This is a genomic window from Psychrobacillus sp. BM2 (assembly GCF_048572895.1).
In the GTDB taxonomy this organism is placed as follows: Bacteria; Bacillota; Bacilli; order Bacillales_A; family Planococcaceae; genus Psychrobacillus.
Map to the genome: position 1 here is coordinate 2724936 of NZ_CP183878.1, position 15908 is coordinate 2740843.

Annotated in this window: 18 protein-coding genes; 9 read left to right on the forward strand and 9 right to left on the reverse strand. The window is 36.3% G+C overall.

The features are described 5' to 3' along the window. A complete protein-coding gene (locus ACN6MX_RS13415) occupies window positions 1-516 on the reverse strand; it encodes a GrpB family protein (protein ID WP_419959377.1) in 516 nt (171 codons plus the stop codon). 290 nt (window positions 517-806) lie between these two features. Further along, window positions 807-1367 carry a DUF5366 family protein gene (locus ACN6MX_RS13420; protein ID WP_419959378.1) on the reverse strand — a complete coding sequence of 187 codons (561 nt, stop codon included), beginning with the start codon at window positions 1365-1367 and terminating at the stop codon, window positions 807-809. 245 nt (window positions 1368-1612) lie between these two features. On the opposite strand from ACN6MX_RS13420, the gene ACN6MX_RS13425 reads away from it, so the two are divergent. The 8 genes from ACN6MX_RS13425 to ACN6MX_RS13460 all read left to right on the forward strand — a co-directional run bounded on the left by ACN6MX_RS13425 (window position 1613) and on the right by ACN6MX_RS13460 (window position 9012). Then, window positions 1613-4045: a Na+/H+ antiporter subunit A gene (locus ACN6MX_RS13425; RefSeq protein WP_419959379.1), complete on the forward strand. Its 2433-nt coding sequence runs from the start codon at window positions 1613-1615 to the stop codon at window positions 4043-4045. Beyond that, complete coding sequence (locus tag ACN6MX_RS13430) at window positions 4032-4454, forward strand: Na(+)/H(+) antiporter subunit B (RefSeq protein WP_419959380.1); 423 nt, start codon at window positions 4032-4034, stop codon at window positions 4452-4454. The genes ACN6MX_RS13425 and ACN6MX_RS13430 overlap by 14 nt, the downstream gene beginning before the upstream one ends. Continuing rightward, a complete protein-coding gene (locus tag ACN6MX_RS13435; protein ID WP_419959381.1) occupies window positions 4454-4795 on the forward strand; it encodes a Na(+)/H(+) antiporter subunit C in 342 nt (113 codons plus the stop codon). The genes ACN6MX_RS13430 and ACN6MX_RS13435 overlap by 1 nt, the downstream gene beginning before the upstream one ends. Then, the gene (locus ACN6MX_RS13440; protein ID WP_419959382.1) at window positions 4788-6275 is read left to right on the forward strand and encodes a Na+/H+ antiporter subunit D; all 1488 of its coding nucleotides are present in this window, start codon (window positions 4788-4790) and stop codon (window positions 6273-6275) included. The genes ACN6MX_RS13435 and ACN6MX_RS13440 overlap by 8 nt, the downstream gene beginning before the upstream one ends. A gap of 1 nt (window position 6276) precedes the next feature. Further along, window positions 6277-6756, forward strand: a complete 480-nt coding sequence (locus ACN6MX_RS13445; protein ID WP_419959383.1) for a Na+/H+ antiporter subunit E — start codon at window positions 6277-6279, stop codon at window positions 6754-6756. Beyond that, window positions 6753-7034 carry a Na(+)/H(+) antiporter subunit F1 gene (locus ACN6MX_RS13450; protein ID WP_419959384.1) on the forward strand — a complete coding sequence of 94 codons (282 nt, stop codon included), beginning with the start codon at window positions 6753-6755 and terminating at the stop codon, window positions 7032-7034. The genes ACN6MX_RS13445 and ACN6MX_RS13450 overlap by 4 nt, the downstream gene beginning before the upstream one ends. Continuing rightward, window positions 7018-7380 carry a monovalent cation/H(+) antiporter subunit G gene (gene mnhG / locus ACN6MX_RS13455; RefSeq protein ID WP_419959385.1) on the forward strand — a complete coding sequence of 121 codons (363 nt, stop codon included), beginning with the start codon at window positions 7018-7020 and terminating at the stop codon, window positions 7378-7380. The genes ACN6MX_RS13450 and mnhG overlap by 17 nt, the downstream gene beginning before the upstream one ends. Window positions 7381-7536: 156 nt before the next feature. Then, a complete protein-coding gene (locus ACN6MX_RS13460; RefSeq protein WP_419959386.1) occupies window positions 7537-9012 on the forward strand; it encodes a polysaccharide deacetylase family protein in 1476 nt (491 codons plus the stop codon). Window positions 9013-9449: 437 nt separating this feature from the next. Here ACN6MX_RS13460 and lepB read toward each other — a convergent pair whose 3' ends face one another. From lepB to ACN6MX_RS13475, 3 genes are all read right to left on the reverse strand, one after another. Next, window positions 9450-10016: a signal peptidase I gene (lepB, locus tag ACN6MX_RS13465; protein WP_419959387.1), complete on the reverse strand. Its 567-nt coding sequence runs from the start codon at window positions 10014-10016 to the stop codon at window positions 9450-9452. 190 nt (window positions 10017-10206) lie between these two features. Further along, window positions 10207-10443: a hypothetical protein gene (locus ACN6MX_RS13470; RefSeq protein WP_419959388.1), complete on the reverse strand. Its 237-nt coding sequence runs from the start codon at window positions 10441-10443 to the stop codon at window positions 10207-10209. Window positions 10444-10502: 59 nt separating this feature from the next. Next, window positions 10503-12005 (reverse strand): leucyl aminopeptidase, encoded by a 1503-nt coding sequence (locus tag ACN6MX_RS13475; RefSeq protein WP_419962625.1) that lies wholly within the window; start codon window positions 12003-12005, stop codon window positions 10503-10505. Window positions 12006-12126: 121 nt separating this feature from the next. Between ACN6MX_RS13475 and ACN6MX_RS13480 the strand changes: the two genes are divergently transcribed. Beyond that, window positions 12127-12603 carry a divergent PAP2 family protein gene (locus ACN6MX_RS13480; RefSeq protein WP_419959389.1) on the forward strand — a complete coding sequence of 159 codons (477 nt, stop codon included), beginning with the start codon at window positions 12127-12129 and terminating at the stop codon, window positions 12601-12603. Between the two features lie 34 nt (window positions 12604-12637). On the opposite strand, the gene ACN6MX_RS13485 is transcribed toward ACN6MX_RS13480, so the two are convergent. The 4 genes from ACN6MX_RS13485 to ACN6MX_RS13500 all read right to left on the reverse strand — a co-directional run bounded on the left by ACN6MX_RS13485 (window position 12638) and on the right by ACN6MX_RS13500 (window position 15872). Continuing rightward, window positions 12638-12961, reverse strand: coding sequence for a YuiB family protein (locus ACN6MX_RS13485; RefSeq protein WP_419959390.1), 324 nt, complete (start codon window positions 12959-12961; stop codon window positions 12638-12640). A 96-nt stretch (window positions 12962-13057) separates the two neighbouring features. Beyond that, complete coding sequence (locus ACN6MX_RS13490; RefSeq protein ID WP_419962626.1) at window positions 13058-13174, reverse strand: YuiA family protein; 117 nt, start codon at window positions 13172-13174, stop codon at window positions 13058-13060. Between the two features lie 853 nt (window positions 13175-14027). After that, a complete protein-coding gene (locus ACN6MX_RS13495) occupies window positions 14028-15239 on the reverse strand; it encodes an NAD(P)/FAD-dependent oxidoreductase (RefSeq protein ID WP_419959391.1) in 1212 nt (403 codons plus the stop codon). A gap of 270 nt (window positions 15240-15509) precedes the next feature. After that, window positions 15510-15872, reverse strand: a complete 363-nt coding sequence (locus ACN6MX_RS13500; RefSeq protein WP_419959392.1) for a HesB/IscA family protein — start codon at window positions 15870-15872, stop codon at window positions 15510-15512. Window positions 15873-15908 lie beyond the last annotated feature (36 nt).

The following is a 15908-nucleotide window of genomic DNA, read 5'->3' on the forward strand; positions in this document are numbered from 1 at the left end:
CTAGATATTTCTAAAGAGATACCATTCATACGCACGCTTTTCTAATTCATTCACATAGTCTTTTTTCGCTTTACTGTATTCTTTTGTATCATTATATTTTGCTGATAGTTCCATTTTTAATTCATTATACATTTGAACTTCTATGGAATGTGCTCGCAAGTAATCTCGAACCACTAAGTGACGTTCAATTTGTTGGTTATCAAATTGATACATATGGATATGATGTGTTCGATTTTCTCCGCCCTTACGATATAGGCTTCTACCTTCGATGCCCCATTCACCAACGATATCATAACCTTCAGCACGTAGTAATTCATGGAAAGGCTCTAAGTCATCTATACACTGAACAATGCCAATCATATCAATGACAGGTTTAGCTTTCATTCCCTTTACAGAGGTGCTTCCAAAATGCTCAAAGTGAATATCTTGCTTTCCGAAAATTCTCTTTAACTTAACAACTTCCTTTTCAAATTCTACCTGCCATTCCTCCGTGTAATCTGTCAGTCTAATTTCCATTGTCACCCTTCTTTTATTCTTAATATTTTTAATAGAAAAGCTCTGTATCTTGCTTTTCATTTTTCATTCATAAATCCATGGAGATTAGTCGTATACTTTCCCGCTTTGTGGTAAAAACTGCTCGTATAGGAATCTGTTCCTTGTATGAAGACTTCCTATGTACGAAGGCTATACACGTAGATCGTGTATAGCAATTCGTGAACAGTATTTTATGAGTCCGAGGAGGCTCTAGCCTCACCAACGGAAAGCGTCCGTCTGTAACGAAAATCAACAGTAATACTTTAAAAATCTTAAAGTAATGGAAGACTTGCGACTATCCCATTGTATAGTTTGATAATTATATATATAACGAGTGCGATGAGAAGACTCCAGACAATAATTTCAAACATGACTAATCCAAGTGTACCGACAAGATTCATCGAGTTGCTCAATTTATATACGACATAAACAAAATATATAAAAGTAGTTAACAAAAATATAATTAGCAATAATTGCATCGATTGAAATCCTACTAGAGAAATTACTGCTCCTATAAAAAATACTACATAGCCTCCACGTGCCTGTGCCATAGTTTTTCCTTCAAAGTCCTTTGAGAAAAATAGCATTCCTATTTCATGAATTGTTTCTGCAATTAGTTTAAATGCAGAAAAAATCATAAAATAGATTAATACCAGTAAGATCAGTAAAAACAGTTTAAGTTCTAAATCCGAAAGAAATTCTCTCATTCCACTGTATACACCAATTACCTTAAAAAGCTCTATAACTTTATTCATCGTAAATGTAGCGAACGATAAACTGAATAATACTATTGTAATTAGTGGTAAAAAGCCAAACACATAGGGATTTTTCATATGTACTCCTTTAATAGACTGTTACTGTTATTTTTCCTTTTTTCTTCGACTGTTGTTGAAGCAAGTGAATTCTTTGTGACACTGTAAAATAACCTAGTTCTACTTATTTAACTATTCCTAAATATCATATCGAAAGAAAGAACCTATATGCAATAGTAACCATTACTTTCCCATGCAATAAATACTTATTTGCGTTATAATTTTAGGGATGCATTAAAATACATATACTTGAGAGGAGGATTCACTTGTCCCTAATTTTTGCAATTTTCTTACCCATAATAGTGGCTCTAGTTATTCCATTTTTATTCAAGAAGATTTCAAGTATCCATACGGGATGGTTTGTGTTAATCGTACCCGTTGTTTTAGTTGGGTTTTATGCAACATATATATCTGGCATTATGGATGGCTCCACATATTTAGACAAATTTGAATGGATTCCATCATTGGATATTTCATTAGTTTCATACATAGACGGGTTAAGTTTACTTTTTTCCCTACTCATAACTGGAATTGGGGCATTAGTTGTTCTCTACTCTATCTTTTATTTGGATAAAGAGAAGGAGAAATTGGGTAACTTCTACGTTTACCTATTACTATTTATGAGTGCAATGCTTGGAGTTGTCCAATCAGATCATCTCATTAGTTTGTATTTCTTCTGGGAATTAACTTCTATTTCTTCCTTCCTTCTTATTGGATATTGGTATACAAAGGATCGTTCTCGATTTGGTGCTTTAAAATCGATGATGATTACTGTATTCGGTGGTCTGATGATGCTAGGCGGATTTCTGTTATTAGGTATTATGGGAGAAACGTTCTCTATTCGTGAATTAATCGATCAGGCTCCAACACTTGCTGGTCATAAGTTTTTTGTTTTGGCGCTAGTGCTCGTACTAATCGGGGCATTTACGAAATCTGCCCAGTTTCCATTTTACATATGGTTACCGGATGCGATGGAAGCTCCGACTCCGGTTAGTGCTTACCTGCATTCAGCTACTATGGTTAAAGCAGGTTTATACTTAGTTGCCAGATTCACACCAATATTCGCTTTATCTGAAGTTTGGGTTTGGCTCGTAACCGGTGTAGGATTACTAACATTGTTTTGGGGCTCTGTCTTTGCAGTGAAGCAAACGGATCTAAAGGCAATACTTGCTTTCTCTACAGTAAGTCAGCTTGGGTTGATCATGTCCTTGCTTGGCATTGGCTCTATCTCTTATCATGTTACTGGAGATTTAGTGACTACCTTTACGTTCGCATCTTTTGCTGCAATATTCCACTTAATGAACCATGCTACGTTCAAAGGTAGCTTGTTTATGATTGCAGGTATTGTTGATCATGAAACAGGTACACGAGATATTCGTAAGCTCGGCGGATTGATGAGCCTGATGCCTATTAGCTTTACTATCGCTATGATAGGTAGTTTTTCAATGGCCGGTATTCCATTTTTTAATGGATTCTTAAGTAAGGAAATGTTCTTAGAAGCTACCCTTTCGTTACAGCATTTTAATGTACACTCTTTGGAGTCATGGTGGATCTTGTTTCCAGTATTCGCTTGGATTGCTAGTGTTTTTACATTTGTGTATAGCTTATACTTCGTATTGCATACATTCCGTGGAAAGTACAAACCGGAGCTATTACCGAAAAAAGCACATGAGGCACCATTCGGTATGCTTGTGTCTCCAGGTATTTTAGCAATCCTCGTAATAGTTATATTCTTTATACCTAACTTTTTTGGAAATACTTTCATTAAACCTGCTGTAGCTGCCATTCAGCCACTTGCCTATCAAGTACCAGCAGATGTTGGATTTCATATTAAAGCATGGCATGGTTTTGACTCTGTGGCATTGTATATGACATTAGGCGTCTTTATAATAGGTTTTATCTTATATAAAACGATTGCTAAATGGACACCTGTATATGAAAAGATACCCGCTAAAATATCACTCAATAGTTTTTATAATGGATTAATGAACCTATCAGACAAAGGTGCCAATCGACTATCTTCTACGTATATGACTGGATCTATACGATCGTACTTAATCTATATGTTCGCTGCGATTATAATTCTATTAGCGTTTACGATGTGGTTAAAAGATGCATTTGTAATAGATTTAACCAATTTGGCGCCAATTCAATTTTTTGAAGTGTTGATTTCCATTGTTTTGGTCATTAGTACCGTTACTATTTTGGTAACCAAATCTAGACTAACAGCAATTATTGCGCTTGGAGCAGTTGGATATACAGTAGCGTTATTTTATATTATTTTTAAGGCGCCAGATTTAGCGTTAACTCAGTTAGTTATAGAAACTGTATCGGTAGCTCTATTTTTAGGTGCATTTTATCATCTTCCTAAGATGGACAAGTATGAAAAAGGAAAAGAAGATCGTCGTTTCAGGTTGAATAACTTCCTTATTGCTTTAGGTGTCGGTGTCATGGTTACGTTAATAGCTATTGCTTCTCATTCTCAAAAGCTAATCTCATCCATCTCTGAATATTACAAGGAAACCGTATATTCAGAAGCTGGTGGAGGAAATATTGTAAATGTCATTTTAGTAGATTACCGTGGCTTCGATACATTATTTGAAATTAGTGTACTTACTATTGCATCACTTGGAATTATCGGAATGATCACCGTTCGCCTAGCAAAAAAGAAAGGAGATAGAAAAGTTGAAAACAAATGATTTAATTATTCAAACGACTACAAAAGTTGTATTTTTCATCATCTTTCTATTCTCCATTCATATCTTTTTTGCAGGACACTACACTCCTGGTGGAGGATTTGTAGGCGGATTGATCATGTCGAGTGCTATTGTTTTATTGATGCTAGCTTTTGATCTGAAAACTGTACAGGAAATGTTACCGATCAATTACACAGTAGTTACTGCTATCGGGTTATTAATCTCACTATTTACTGCAGCAGGTTCCATTTTCTTTGATGTTCCATTCTTCACTCATGTATATGATTACTTTAACTTACCGCTGCTTGGAGAAACCTCTATTCATACAGCTATGTTTTTCGATACAGGCGTATACTTAGTTGTTGTCGGCGTTACGATGACCATCATTCAAATGATAGGAGGAGATGAATAATGGAGATCCTCATGTCCATTTTAATCGGCTTTCTATTTATGGCTGCCGTCTATTTAATACTTTCTAGAAGTTTATTACGTATAATAATTGGCACTGGTTTGCTTAGTCATGGAACACATCTATTACTACTGACTATGGGTGGATTAGGCGGAGAATCTGCTCCGGTATTAGCGGACGGTATAACTGATTACGTAGACCCTCTTCCACAAGCACTTATATTAACAGCGATTGTTATTAGTTTTGGTGTAACCGCATTTTCGCTTGTTTTGGCTTACCGTGCATATAAAGTTATAGGTACAGACAATATGGATTTGATGAAAGGAAATGAAGACAATGATTAACTTACTATTATTCCCTGTCCTAATTCCTTTTCTGTTTGCTGCTGTTCTATTACTTTTCCCTAAAAAAGTGAAAGCTCAGCGAATTGTAACGATGATAGGTATGCTATTTGCTTTAGCTTCCTCCTTTGTTCTACTTTGGAAAGTAAAAGTAGATGGTGTACAAACGCTCACTTTAGGTAGCTGGGCACCTCCATTTGGAATTACGATGGTTTCTGATATGCTCTCTGCATTATTGGTTACCTCATCTCTAATCATCGCATTTTTTGTAGTGTGGTATAGTTTCACTTCAATTGGAGAGGCACGAGAAAAAGCATTTTATTATCCGGCGATACTATTCATGCTTACAGGTGTAAATGGTGCATTTACTACTGGCGATATTTTCAATATGTTTGTATTCTTTGAAGTATTATTAATGTCCTCTTACGTTTTAATCGTTTTAGGAGGAGAAAAAGTTCAACTGAAAGAATCAATCAAATACATAATCGTTAATATTGTATCTTCTTCTTTGTTTGTTATTACAGTAGGTTATTTGTATTCGGTAGTTGGTACGCTGAATATGGCGGATATTTCTGTAAAGCTAGAAGAAATAGGAACCTCCGGAATTGTGACAGTTATAGCAGTACTATTCCTCATCGTATTTGGGATTAAAGGTGGTATTTTCCCTTTATTCTTCTGGTTACCTGGATCGTATGCAGCTCCGCCTGTTCCAGTACTTGCGTTATTCGGCGCACTGCTCACAAAAGTTGGGGTATATGCAATCATGCGTACGTACACACTGTTTTTCACAACCGATGTTGGGTACACGCATAGCTTATTAATGATATTGTCCATTCTTACTATAGTAATAGGTTGTATTGGTGCTCTAGCGTATTTTGATGTAAAACAAATTATTATTTATAATATCGTCATAGCTGTAGGTGTTATATTGTTTGGAGCCTCTGTAATGAATGAAAGTGGAATGATGGGGTCTGTGTTTTATTTGATCCATGATATTCTCATAAAAGGTGCACTGTTCCTTTTGATAGGGATTATTATTAAGATAACAGGTACGTCAGATTTGCGTAAAATGGGCGGCCTTATGAAGCGTTATCCACTGTTGGGTTGGGTTTATTTGATAGTTGCATTTGGACTGGCTGGTATTCCGCCTCTAAGTGGTTTTATAGGGAAGCTTTTAATCGTACAAGGTGGATTTGAAGGTGGGCTTTTATGGCAAAGTATCTTCATATTAGCCTCAAGTCTTCTAGTTTTGCTCTCTGCAATTCGTATTTTCATCTATGCATTCTGGGGTGAGGAAAAAGGAGAACATCTTATTAGTCCGAAAAAGTATCGTCATTTATTGGCTCCAGCCATCACATTAGCTGGTATTACGGTCCTTTATGGTGTTGGCGCAGAATACTTAGTACCATTTATGGCAGATGCTACAAATGTGCTCCTCGATCCTTCAATATATGTTGATGCAGTATTTGAAGGGGTGAAATAATATGGCTTTTCAAGTTTTATTGAATGTACTAATCGCACTTACCTGGATGTTCCTATCAGTTTCTTTTAAGCCTACGACGTTTATTGTCGGATATTTACTTGGATTACTTATGCTGTTCATGCTCCGTAAATCTTTAAGTACTAGATTTTATATGGATCGTCTATGGGCCGTCATTAAATTAGCTAGCTTATTTCTAAAGGAACTTGTGATGTCTAACATTTCTGTTTTGAAGTTAATCGTGCAACCAACTATGCCTATTCGTCCAGCAATCTTTGCGATGCCGACAGTACTCGAACAAGATTGGGAGATTACTCTTCTGTCTAGTTTGATCACTTTAACACCAGGTACCGTAGTTATTGATATCTCAGATGACAATAAAATATTGTATATCCACTCGATAGATTTTGAAGATATTGATGAAGCGATCGATTCCATACGCAATACGTTTGAAAAAGCCATTTTGGAGGTGAGCAGATCATGACTACTTTTCTTTGGATAATTGTTGTATTAATTAGTTTATCCGTTCTAGGCTTTGTTTATCGCCTTGTGAAAGGTCCTTCTACTCCCGACCGTGTTATTGCATTGGATGCTATAGGAGTTGGGCTTATAGCGCTGATCGGGCTTATTTCTATCCTTTTTGATACCGTCTTTTTCTTAGAGGTTATATTGTTACTTGCAGTTCTTTCTTTTATCGGTACTGTTGCTTTTTCTAAATTCACGGAGAAGGGAGAAATCATTCAACGTGACCGTAATAGCTAATATACTTATCATTGCTACTATTTCTTTTGGAACCATTTTCATATTAGTGACCGCTATTGGTTTAATACGCCTACCAGATGCATTCTCTAGAGCTCATGCCGCTTCAAAAAGTGCAACTTTAGGGATTATGAGTATTTTAGTAGGGGTATTCCTACATTTTTGGTTAATCGAAGGTCATTTCAATTCTCGTATTCTACTAGGGATTGTCTTTATATTCATCACAGGACCTGTTGGAGGTCATATGATGGGTCGTGCAGCTTACCTGTCAGGTGTGAAATTATCCGATAAAACTGTACGGGATGATTTAGCAGAAGTGATTAAAAAGAAAAGAGAAAAGCTACAATAGACAATCATTAAAAACAATCTAAAGAGCATGTTTTGAAATAGTTTTTTCAAAACATGCTCCTATTTTATTTTTTACTATGCCAATAATATTTAATTGCTTTATTAGCAAACTATTTTATCAGATGAAACGTCTAATAAATGAAAGGAGACCTAGATTATGAACAAATCCCGCAACAAACAACGAAAACCATGGATTGATGCTGCTTTTATTAGTATGATTGCACTTCTGAGTATAAGCCTCATCTTCCTCAGTCACTCAACAAAGAGTAATGCAAAACAAACTACAACCGATAACAGAAAACCACCTGAAATATCAAAAGAGGAGTCGACTAAAGAATCGGCTTTTCCTGGAATACTTATTAAAAGCGAGGTGTCCAATGATGAATATTCCCCTTACTCGATACAATATCCACAAAGTAAAGTAGAATCATTTAATGCTCAAATAAAAAAATACATAGATGAACAACTTGGCACTTATTTAATCGCCATGCAAGAAAATAAACGCGTTGGTAGTAAAACACCCGGAGAATTGAACATCTCATTTGAAATATTTCCACATACATCAGGTTCTTATTCGTTTGTAATGATTACTGGAACGTATATAGGTGGTGCGAATGGATATACAAGTTTCAACACTATTCATTACCACCCAGCTTCAGGTGAAGTTATAGAAATTGATGATTTATTTGGACATGAAGAATCTAATCTTATAAAGCTTTCAACACTTGTACGAGACAATATTAAGAAAGATCCAAGCCTTAAGGATAAAGTGCTAGAAGATGAAATGTTGCTGGCTACCGAACCCAAATGGAGTAACTTTGAGAAGTTTGCGTTAATAGAAGATACACTTGTTGTGTATTTTGATGAATACGAAATAGCTAATGGTGCTGCAGGCGCACCGATTATTGCAGTCCCACTTGCTGAGCTAATAGAACAATTAGTCGCACCTTATAAACCCAAAGTTCCAGTGGATTCATTGCATAAAACACCTGTTGAAGCAGTTTCTGGGGATGAGGATGTGGAGGAAGATGAAGAAAGCAATGAGACTGAAGTACAAGTTGACGAACAAACTGGAAATACAAAGAAAAAGCAAGTAGCTTTAACTTTTGATGATGGACCAGATCCTAAAGTTACACCAAAGATTCTTGCAACTTTAGCAAAGTATGATGCGAAAGCAACGTTCTTTATGCTTGGGAGCAGGGTCGAATTCTACCCAGAAATCGCTGGCGATGTGTTGGAAGCTGGCCACGAGCTCGGCAACCATACTTGGACTCATGCAAACTTAACTAATATGGCATCAGATGCAATCATAGAAGAAGTTTCAAGAACAAATAACATCATCGAGCAATCCACTGGTTCAGCACCTACAGTTTTTCGTCCTCCTTACGGTGCTTTTAATAATGATATGTTGAATATTTTGAGTTTACCAGTTGTTTTATGGGATGTAGATACGCTTGATTGGAAACACCGTGATGCTACTCAACTACTCGCATCTGTGAAAAGCAGTGTTCATGACGGAAGCACCATTTTAATGCACGATATTCATTTATCCACTGCCCAAGGATTAGAAAGTGTACTCGCATATTTGACGAGTGAAGGTTATACATTTGTGACTGTTTCAGAACTTGATTGAATAATAGAAAGAGTGACTTGAAAGCAAAGCTTTTGAGTCACTCTTTTACATTTCTGGTGCACAAATGAACACTATGGTTATACAATTTGGTAGTTTTGCTACCTATAATGTTCTATCTTTAATCCAAAGAATTAGTTAGCTTAAGAAAAAAGAGACCGGGTCCTTTAAGATTAAAACCTGTTTCTATTGTTTTAGATAGGCTTTGAACAGGCTTGTTGCTATATTATTACCGATTGATTTTTGGAGGTTGGTAAGTGCATTTTTGGATAACTAGAGAAAAGACACTATCCTATTCAATGAGTAAGCTCTTGAAGATATAATATCGTTCGCTATTTCGCTTCTTTATGAGGCATACAGTAATATACTTCATAAAACCCCATCTTAAATTAGAAGAGAAATGTTGCTTCAAGGTATTTTACTTTGCAGATTCATTTTTTTCATTTTATTATCTTTGCATTGTTAAAAGGAAAAAATACAACTTTTGCAGTGCCCAATACTTTTTCCCTCGAAACAAAACCAACTCTAGGATCTCGGCTATCGGTACTGTATCGGCGATTATCTCCTAAAACAAAAAAGTATCCATCAGGTACAACTACCTCACCTAAATATTCTTCTAATGTAAAATCCTCCGTAAGTGTACCATTGTCTATTAACTCTTTTTTATAGGTTTCCAGGTAGGGTTCTTCGTATCGCTTATTGTTAATAAATAATTCATCATTTTCGTAAGAAATGCGATCGCCAGGAACACCAATAATACGCTTAATATAATTAGTATCTTCCTTCTCCTCAAATACAATCACATCGAATCGGTTATACTCCGTCAATTTTGGCCCAATTTTATCGACTACTACTTTATCACCATTTTCAAAGGTTGGCATCATAGAAGCACCATCCACTACAATTGGGGTTAAAAGGAAAAACCTAATTCCCCATACGAATAAAAAAGCAATACCAATCGCTTTTATCCATTCTAATAATTCATTTTTTTCTTTAGTATTTTCCATGTACATCAACCCCCAAAAGATTCAATAACTAATAGACGTTTGAATCTTCTATTAGTTTCAGAAAAATACTATAGTATGTGGTTACTAGTATTCAAGTTTTTTAGTTTGTCCCCCTCTAATAAATGAAATAAAGCTCCTGCATCCACGAATTATTCGTAGATACAGAAGCCTTTTCTAGTTAATGCCTTTGTTAATAATACCCACCATAATATGGCTGATAAGGATATGGTGAATATGGATAGTAATTAGGATACGGGTAATATGGATATGGTTGCCTATACCCTCCGTATCCGAACCCTCCATATAATGCAGAACCTACAAGACCTCCGACTAATCCCCCTACAAATGGGCTCCCAAAGCCTCCAAATCCAGGGCCTCTAAAACCGCCAAATCCAGGTCCCCTAAAACCTCCCCGATATCGTACCATGTAACTCCTCCTTTCCTCTCAGTGTATGCCACTGGGGAAAGTGAGTCTGTGTGTTTGCCCTACTCTTCGTCAGCCATTCTTTCCACTAAAGTAGCAAGTGTACGAACCATTACTCCTGTCCCACCTTTTGGTCCAAAGTCATGAGCTGCTTTTGTATCGGATGTACCTGCGATATCCAGATGAATCCATGGAGTTTCCTCCACAAATTCTCCGACGAATCCTCCACCGAATATCATATGGCCATCTCCACCAGGTGAATTATTCAGATCGGCTACATCACTCTTACGAATACGCTTTTTATCGTTTTCAGTTAGTGGCAGTCTCCAAACGAATTCTCCTGTTTCAAGTGAGGATTCCATGAATGTTTCGAAGAATTCTTCATTGTTCGTTAATGCACCAGTTTTATCGTATCCTAATGCCGTTATTACACCACCAGTTAGTGTTGCAACATCTACAATATAGTTCGCACCTTGTTGCTTAGCATAAGTTACAGCATCTGCTAAAACTAAGCGACCTTCTGCATCAGTATTCAATATTTCAATAGTTTTTCCACTCATTGATGTAATTACATCATCTGGTTTGAAAGCATTACCTGAAATCATATTGTCTGTTGAAGCAATAATAGCAAGGACATTCTTATTTGGACGAAGCTCTCCAATAATTTGCATTGCACCTAAAACTGCTGCTGCTCCTCCCATATCACCCTTCATACCAACGATGCCTGTTTTGGTTTTAAGTGAGTATCCACCCGTATCAAAAGTGATACCTTTCCCTACTAATCCTACAACATCTGTCCAGTCGTCTGTTGCTTGATATTTTAAAGCAATAAGTCTTGGTTCCTCAACAGAGCCTTGATTTACAGCAAGGAGTGCACCCATTCCAAGCTCTTCAATCTCTTTTTTACCGAGAATTTCTGTTTCAAATCCGTATGTTTCACCTAGTTCTCTTGCATACTCCCCTAATTGAGTAGAAGTTAATACATTACCTGGTGTATTCACAAGAATTCGTGCTTCATTTACCGCATCAGCATAAATAGTTCCTACTTCAAAATAAGAAACGACTTCATCATCCTCTGTATCCAATAACAATTCGATAGACGGTAAATAATAGTCCGGAACATTGGAAGTTGTTTTGTACCCTTCATATGTAAATGAACCCATCCCAATTCCTTCAGCTGCTAAATATGCTACATCTGCTACAGTAATAGCTTCAGTAGTAAATGAAGGAAGCCAAATACCTAGTGACTCTGGTTTACTACTTAGTAATTCTTTACCCACAAGCCCAAATGCTTCCCGCACTCGCTCTTGTGTTAATTGTTTCCGATCACCGATTCCTACAAATAGTACTCTTTTTACTGACTCATGATTTGATACAGGAATTTTGACGATTTTCTTTAACTCAGTGGAGATATCCCCACTTTTTACCCATTCCCCAATATGCTCGCCAAAACTATTTAAGAAAGTATCCCATTTTGGTGTATTTTCTACATGTTTTGAAACCGCAACTACAAGCGTTTCCGATTGTACTTCTTCAAATAATACTTCATTTGTATGGATAATCATCATTTTTCCCCCTACTATTTCGGATATAATCTTATTATATAGCAACCTTACGTATTTTTCGACTAGTAGGAGTGTGTTATACTATCAATAATATAAGTTCAAATGAAAGGCGGTGTCTACTTTGGCAATCCTCCAAAATACTCCACTTATGGCTGCACTTTTTTCTATTTTCTTTGCACAATTCGTCAAAATACCTATTCACTTTTTAATGACGAGAAAATTAGATTGGTCGTTATTCACTTCTACTGGTGGAATGCCTAGTTCTCACTCTGCTGCTGTTACTTCTTTATGTACTGCTATTGCTTTTGAAACAGGGCTTGGTTCTCCATTGTTTGCAGTTGCTACGGTTTTTGCAGTAATTGTTATGTTCGATGCAACAGGCGTACGTTTTCAGGCAGGTCAACAAGCAATTATGATCAATAAAATGCGTCTTGACTTCCAGCTATTCGTGGAGCAAACGAAAGATTGGTCACATAAGAAAAATGAGGAAAAAATAGAAGAACTGAAAACTTTACTTGGTCATAAACCTATTGAAGTTTTCATGGGTGCCATAACCGGTATTCTAATTTCCGTTGTAATTTACAATTTTATTCAATAAGAAAAGGATGGCTCAGGTGAGCCATCCTTTTCTATTAAAACATCTGATATCCATTTTTTCTCAAATATTTTATGACAAACCCTGCAGCAATTGCACCTACAAGACCACCAGCTAAAATAATTATATCCGCAGCGTGAAGGGAAACAATTTTTTCCCCTAAAGCAGAGAAAGCATATCCTGGTTTTGTAAAATAATCAAAAAATTTAACTTCATCAATGATTAGTACCACAACAATCGGATAAAGAATGGCCATGAACCATGTCATACGAAGTAACATATTCAATAAGAAGGCAATTCCAAAAAACATGACAAAAAATATAACAACTGAAAGTATCATTTGAACTAACATAAACTCCATATTATATAACCTCCGTAACATCTGTAAATAGTTTACCTTAACGGAGGTTAGTATTCAATGAACATATTTGTTTTCACTTTTTTGTCATAATCTTCATTACTTTCTTCCAGAACCATTACAGCAGTTGCATGTTTCAGATCCACCTAATCTAAGCTGGAAATAGCCCTCTCCTTTACAATAAGGACAATGCGTGTTTTTCGTTTCAGTTTTCATCTTTGTCATAATAATCGTCTCCTTCTCAAATAGTTTTTAATATTCAGATAATATATCACATACAAAATAATTTGTAAAGGAGAAAAATGATTGGCCAAAATTAACTGATTTACGCTAGTAGTGCAAGCTCCAATTAAGTCCAAAACCTGTTTCTATCGTTTTCGAAGTGCTTTGGACAGACCTTTTTGCTATAAGATTACCGAGTGAATTTTTAGAGATGCTGGTTGGTTGGTGACGTTCGTCACCAACCAACCAGCATCTCTTTTTCAGTAATCCTATGGCGTATTTCTGTCCGTCGCCCTCCTACAACTTTTAGAAACAGGCAAGTGCATTTTTGGATAACTAGAGAAAAGATATTTTCCTATTTATAGAGGAAGCGCCAGAAGATACAATTTCTGGCGCTATTTCGCTTCTTTATTTAGTAAATACTTACTAGTCCTCTATACTTCCACTAGTATAAAAGAGAATCTACTTCTTCATCTATTATTGGATAAATGTATTTCTAATTCAAAAGTGATTACAAGTAATTTGATCATTCTCTAAAGCTTGACTCATCTTATTATCCAAGTGATAAGCTATGCTAAATCTTATAGTGGAGTACTACACACTAATTGATTGTAGTGAAAGGTGACGACTCCAGCGGGAACAGCACGAGCTGAAAGCCCCGCAGGAACGCAGTGACGAGGAGATTGAAGCCGTGCCCGCGGAAAGCGTCCACCTGAAACGGAAATCACAAGTATTATTCACTTTTTAAAGTGCTATAAATCCAGTGTTCATGGTACATTTTTATATACTTTCTTTAAAAAAGCCCCCACTTTTTTAAAAAAGTGGGGGCTACAATAGTTTTTTATAATTATAAGCTGAATTTACCTTTTTTCACTACCAATGGAATTCCGCCAATCATGTAAAGGGCACGATTATCGATTACTTTTTTCATGATGGATGCTTTTGTACCTGTAAGTTTTCTTCCCATTACATCTCCAATTGCATCATGTTCTCCAAGAGAACAAACAGTTCCTTTTAAGCTTGGTGTAAATTCTTCAGTTGCATTACCATTCATAAGAGCTACAATATTTTTTGCAATAGTTACTGCTTGTTGCATTGCAATTTGAGCTGTTGGTGGGTATGGACGATTAATAGCTTCATTGATCATTAGAGCACAATCTCCGACGATGAAGACATCTGGGAATCCAGGAGCTCTCATATCTTTTTCTACTTTAACGCGTGCACGCATATTTTCGATACCCGATGACTCGATTAAGCGGTTACCACGAACACCTGCAGCCCATACTACTGTACCGGCTTTAATGAATTCGAATTCTTCTTCGCCTTTTTTAATTTTTACGCCTTCTGGAGTTGCCTCAACTACTGGAGTTCCAATAGAGAATTCAATTCCTTTAGCTTCTAATTGTCTTACTGCATATTCAACTAGCTCCGGATCAAATCCTGGTAATACCATTGGAGCTGCCTCTACACAAACTACACGAACTTTTTCTTTCGGTACATCGTACTCTTTACAAAGTTCCGGAACACGATTTCCTAATTCACCTAAGAATTCGATACCAGAGAATCCTGCTCCACCTACTACGATAGTTAGACGAGTATCATCTTGTACTTCTTCTGTAGACCATGTTGCAAATTGATATTCAATATGATCACGAATTTGACGAGCAGCATTTACATTAGCAATGGAAAGTGCATATTTATCTAAGCCAGGGATACCGAATGTTTCACCTTCAAAGCCTAAACCAATAACTAAGTAGTCATATGTATACTCACCAGCACTCGTTGTAACTTTTTTAGTATTCACGTCAATCGCATCGACTGTAGCTTTCACAAAGTTTACTTTACTAGAATTGATTACACTTTTCACATCATAACGAACTTGATCTGGACGTAATGTACCAGCTGAAGCTTCATGTAACCAAGTAGATTCATAATGATAATCATTTTTATTGATCAATGTAATGTCGGCTTCATTTGCACCCACTAATTTTTGAAGGTTTACTATGGTAGATAATCCACCATATCCTGCACCTAATACTAGAATTGTTGGTCTTTTCACGAAGATCGCAACCACCTTTTTATATTTTTGGAGAAAAGTTATGACACAGAATACAACGTCAAACTCTTCATCTTTGTCTAATGTTCGACAAAAACTCTTACTTCCTATATTAGACCTTTTCTCACACGATTTCAATACAATGTTAGTTAATTGTAAAGGTCTGAAAATACTGTGATTAAACATCAACAATAATATAAAATGACTGTTTATATTCTTCTTTAAAACATTTAAAAAAGAACATTTCCTCAAATAGAAAATGTTCTTCAACTATTAGCAGCTTTCAGGCGTTCCTTCTTTTTTTGCAGTTCTAAATGATGTCCCACACCCACAGGATGCAATGGCATTAGGATTTTCTATCGTGAACCCGCCACCCATCAATGATTCCTTATAATCGATTGTTGTTCCATTCAGTATAGAAGCATCTTCAGTTGATACTACTATATCTATTCCATGCTGATGAAGCTCTATATCTTCTTGCTGTTTTTCTTTATCAAATCCCATTCCATAAGAAAGACCGCTACATCCCCCACCATTTACTGAAACACGAAGTGCGGAGCCTTCTTCTCCATTATGCGCCATCATTTCTTTTACACGGTAAGCTGCCGCTTCAGACAAAACAACTACTTCTGTCATCTGAATCACCTTCCCTTTCTTATTTATCCCGCATTA

Excerpts from the sequence above, each read along its gene's own strand:
- ACN6MX_RS13420 (WP_419959378.1), bottom strand. The coding sequence starts at position 1,367 with ATGAAAAATCCCTATGTGTTTGGCTTTTTACCACTAATTACAATAGTA.
- ACN6MX_RS13470 (WP_419959388.1), bottom strand. The coding sequence starts at position 10,443 with ATGGTACGATATCGGGGAGGTTTTAGGGGACCTGGATTTGGCGGTTTT.
- ACN6MX_RS13475 (WP_419962625.1), bottom strand. The coding sequence starts at position 12,005 with ATGATTATCCATACAAATGAAGTATTATTTGAAGAAGTACAATCGGAA.
- ACN6MX_RS13485 (WP_419959390.1), bottom strand. The coding sequence starts at position 12,961 with ATGGAGTTTATGTTAGTTCAAATGATACTTTCAGTTGTTATATTTTTT.
- ACN6MX_RS13500 (WP_419959392.1), bottom strand. The coding sequence starts at position 15,872 with ATGACAGAAGTAGTTGTTTTGTCTGAAGCGGCAGCTTACCGTGTAAAA.
- ACN6MX_RS13415 (WP_419959377.1), bottom strand. The coding sequence starts at position 516 with ATGGAAATTAGACTGACAGATTACACGGAGGAATGGCAGGTAGAATTT.
- ACN6MX_RS13435 (WP_419959381.1), top strand. The coding sequence starts at position 4,454 with ATGGAGATCCTCATGTCCATTTTAATCGGCTTTCTATTTATGGCTGCC.
- lepB (WP_419959387.1), bottom strand. The coding sequence starts at position 10,016 with ATGGAAAATACTAAAGAAAAAAATGAATTATTAGAATGGATAAAAGCG.
- ACN6MX_RS13445 (WP_419959383.1), top strand. The coding sequence starts at position 6,277 with ATGGCTTTTCAAGTTTTATTGAATGTACTAATCGCACTTACCTGGATG.
- ACN6MX_RS13490 (WP_419962626.1), bottom strand. The coding sequence starts at position 13,174 with ATGAAAACTGAAACGAAAAACACGCATTGTCCTTATTGTAAAGGAGAG.
- ACN6MX_RS13450 (WP_419959384.1), top strand. The coding sequence starts at position 6,753 with ATGACTACTTTTCTTTGGATAATTGTTGTATTAATTAGTTTATCCGTT.
- ACN6MX_RS13440 (WP_419959382.1), top strand. The coding sequence starts at position 4,788 with ATGATTAACTTACTATTATTCCCTGTCCTAATTCCTTTTCTGTTTGCT.
- ACN6MX_RS13460 (WP_419959386.1), top strand. The coding sequence starts at position 7,537 with ATGAACAAATCCCGCAACAAACAACGAAAACCATGGATTGATGCTGCT.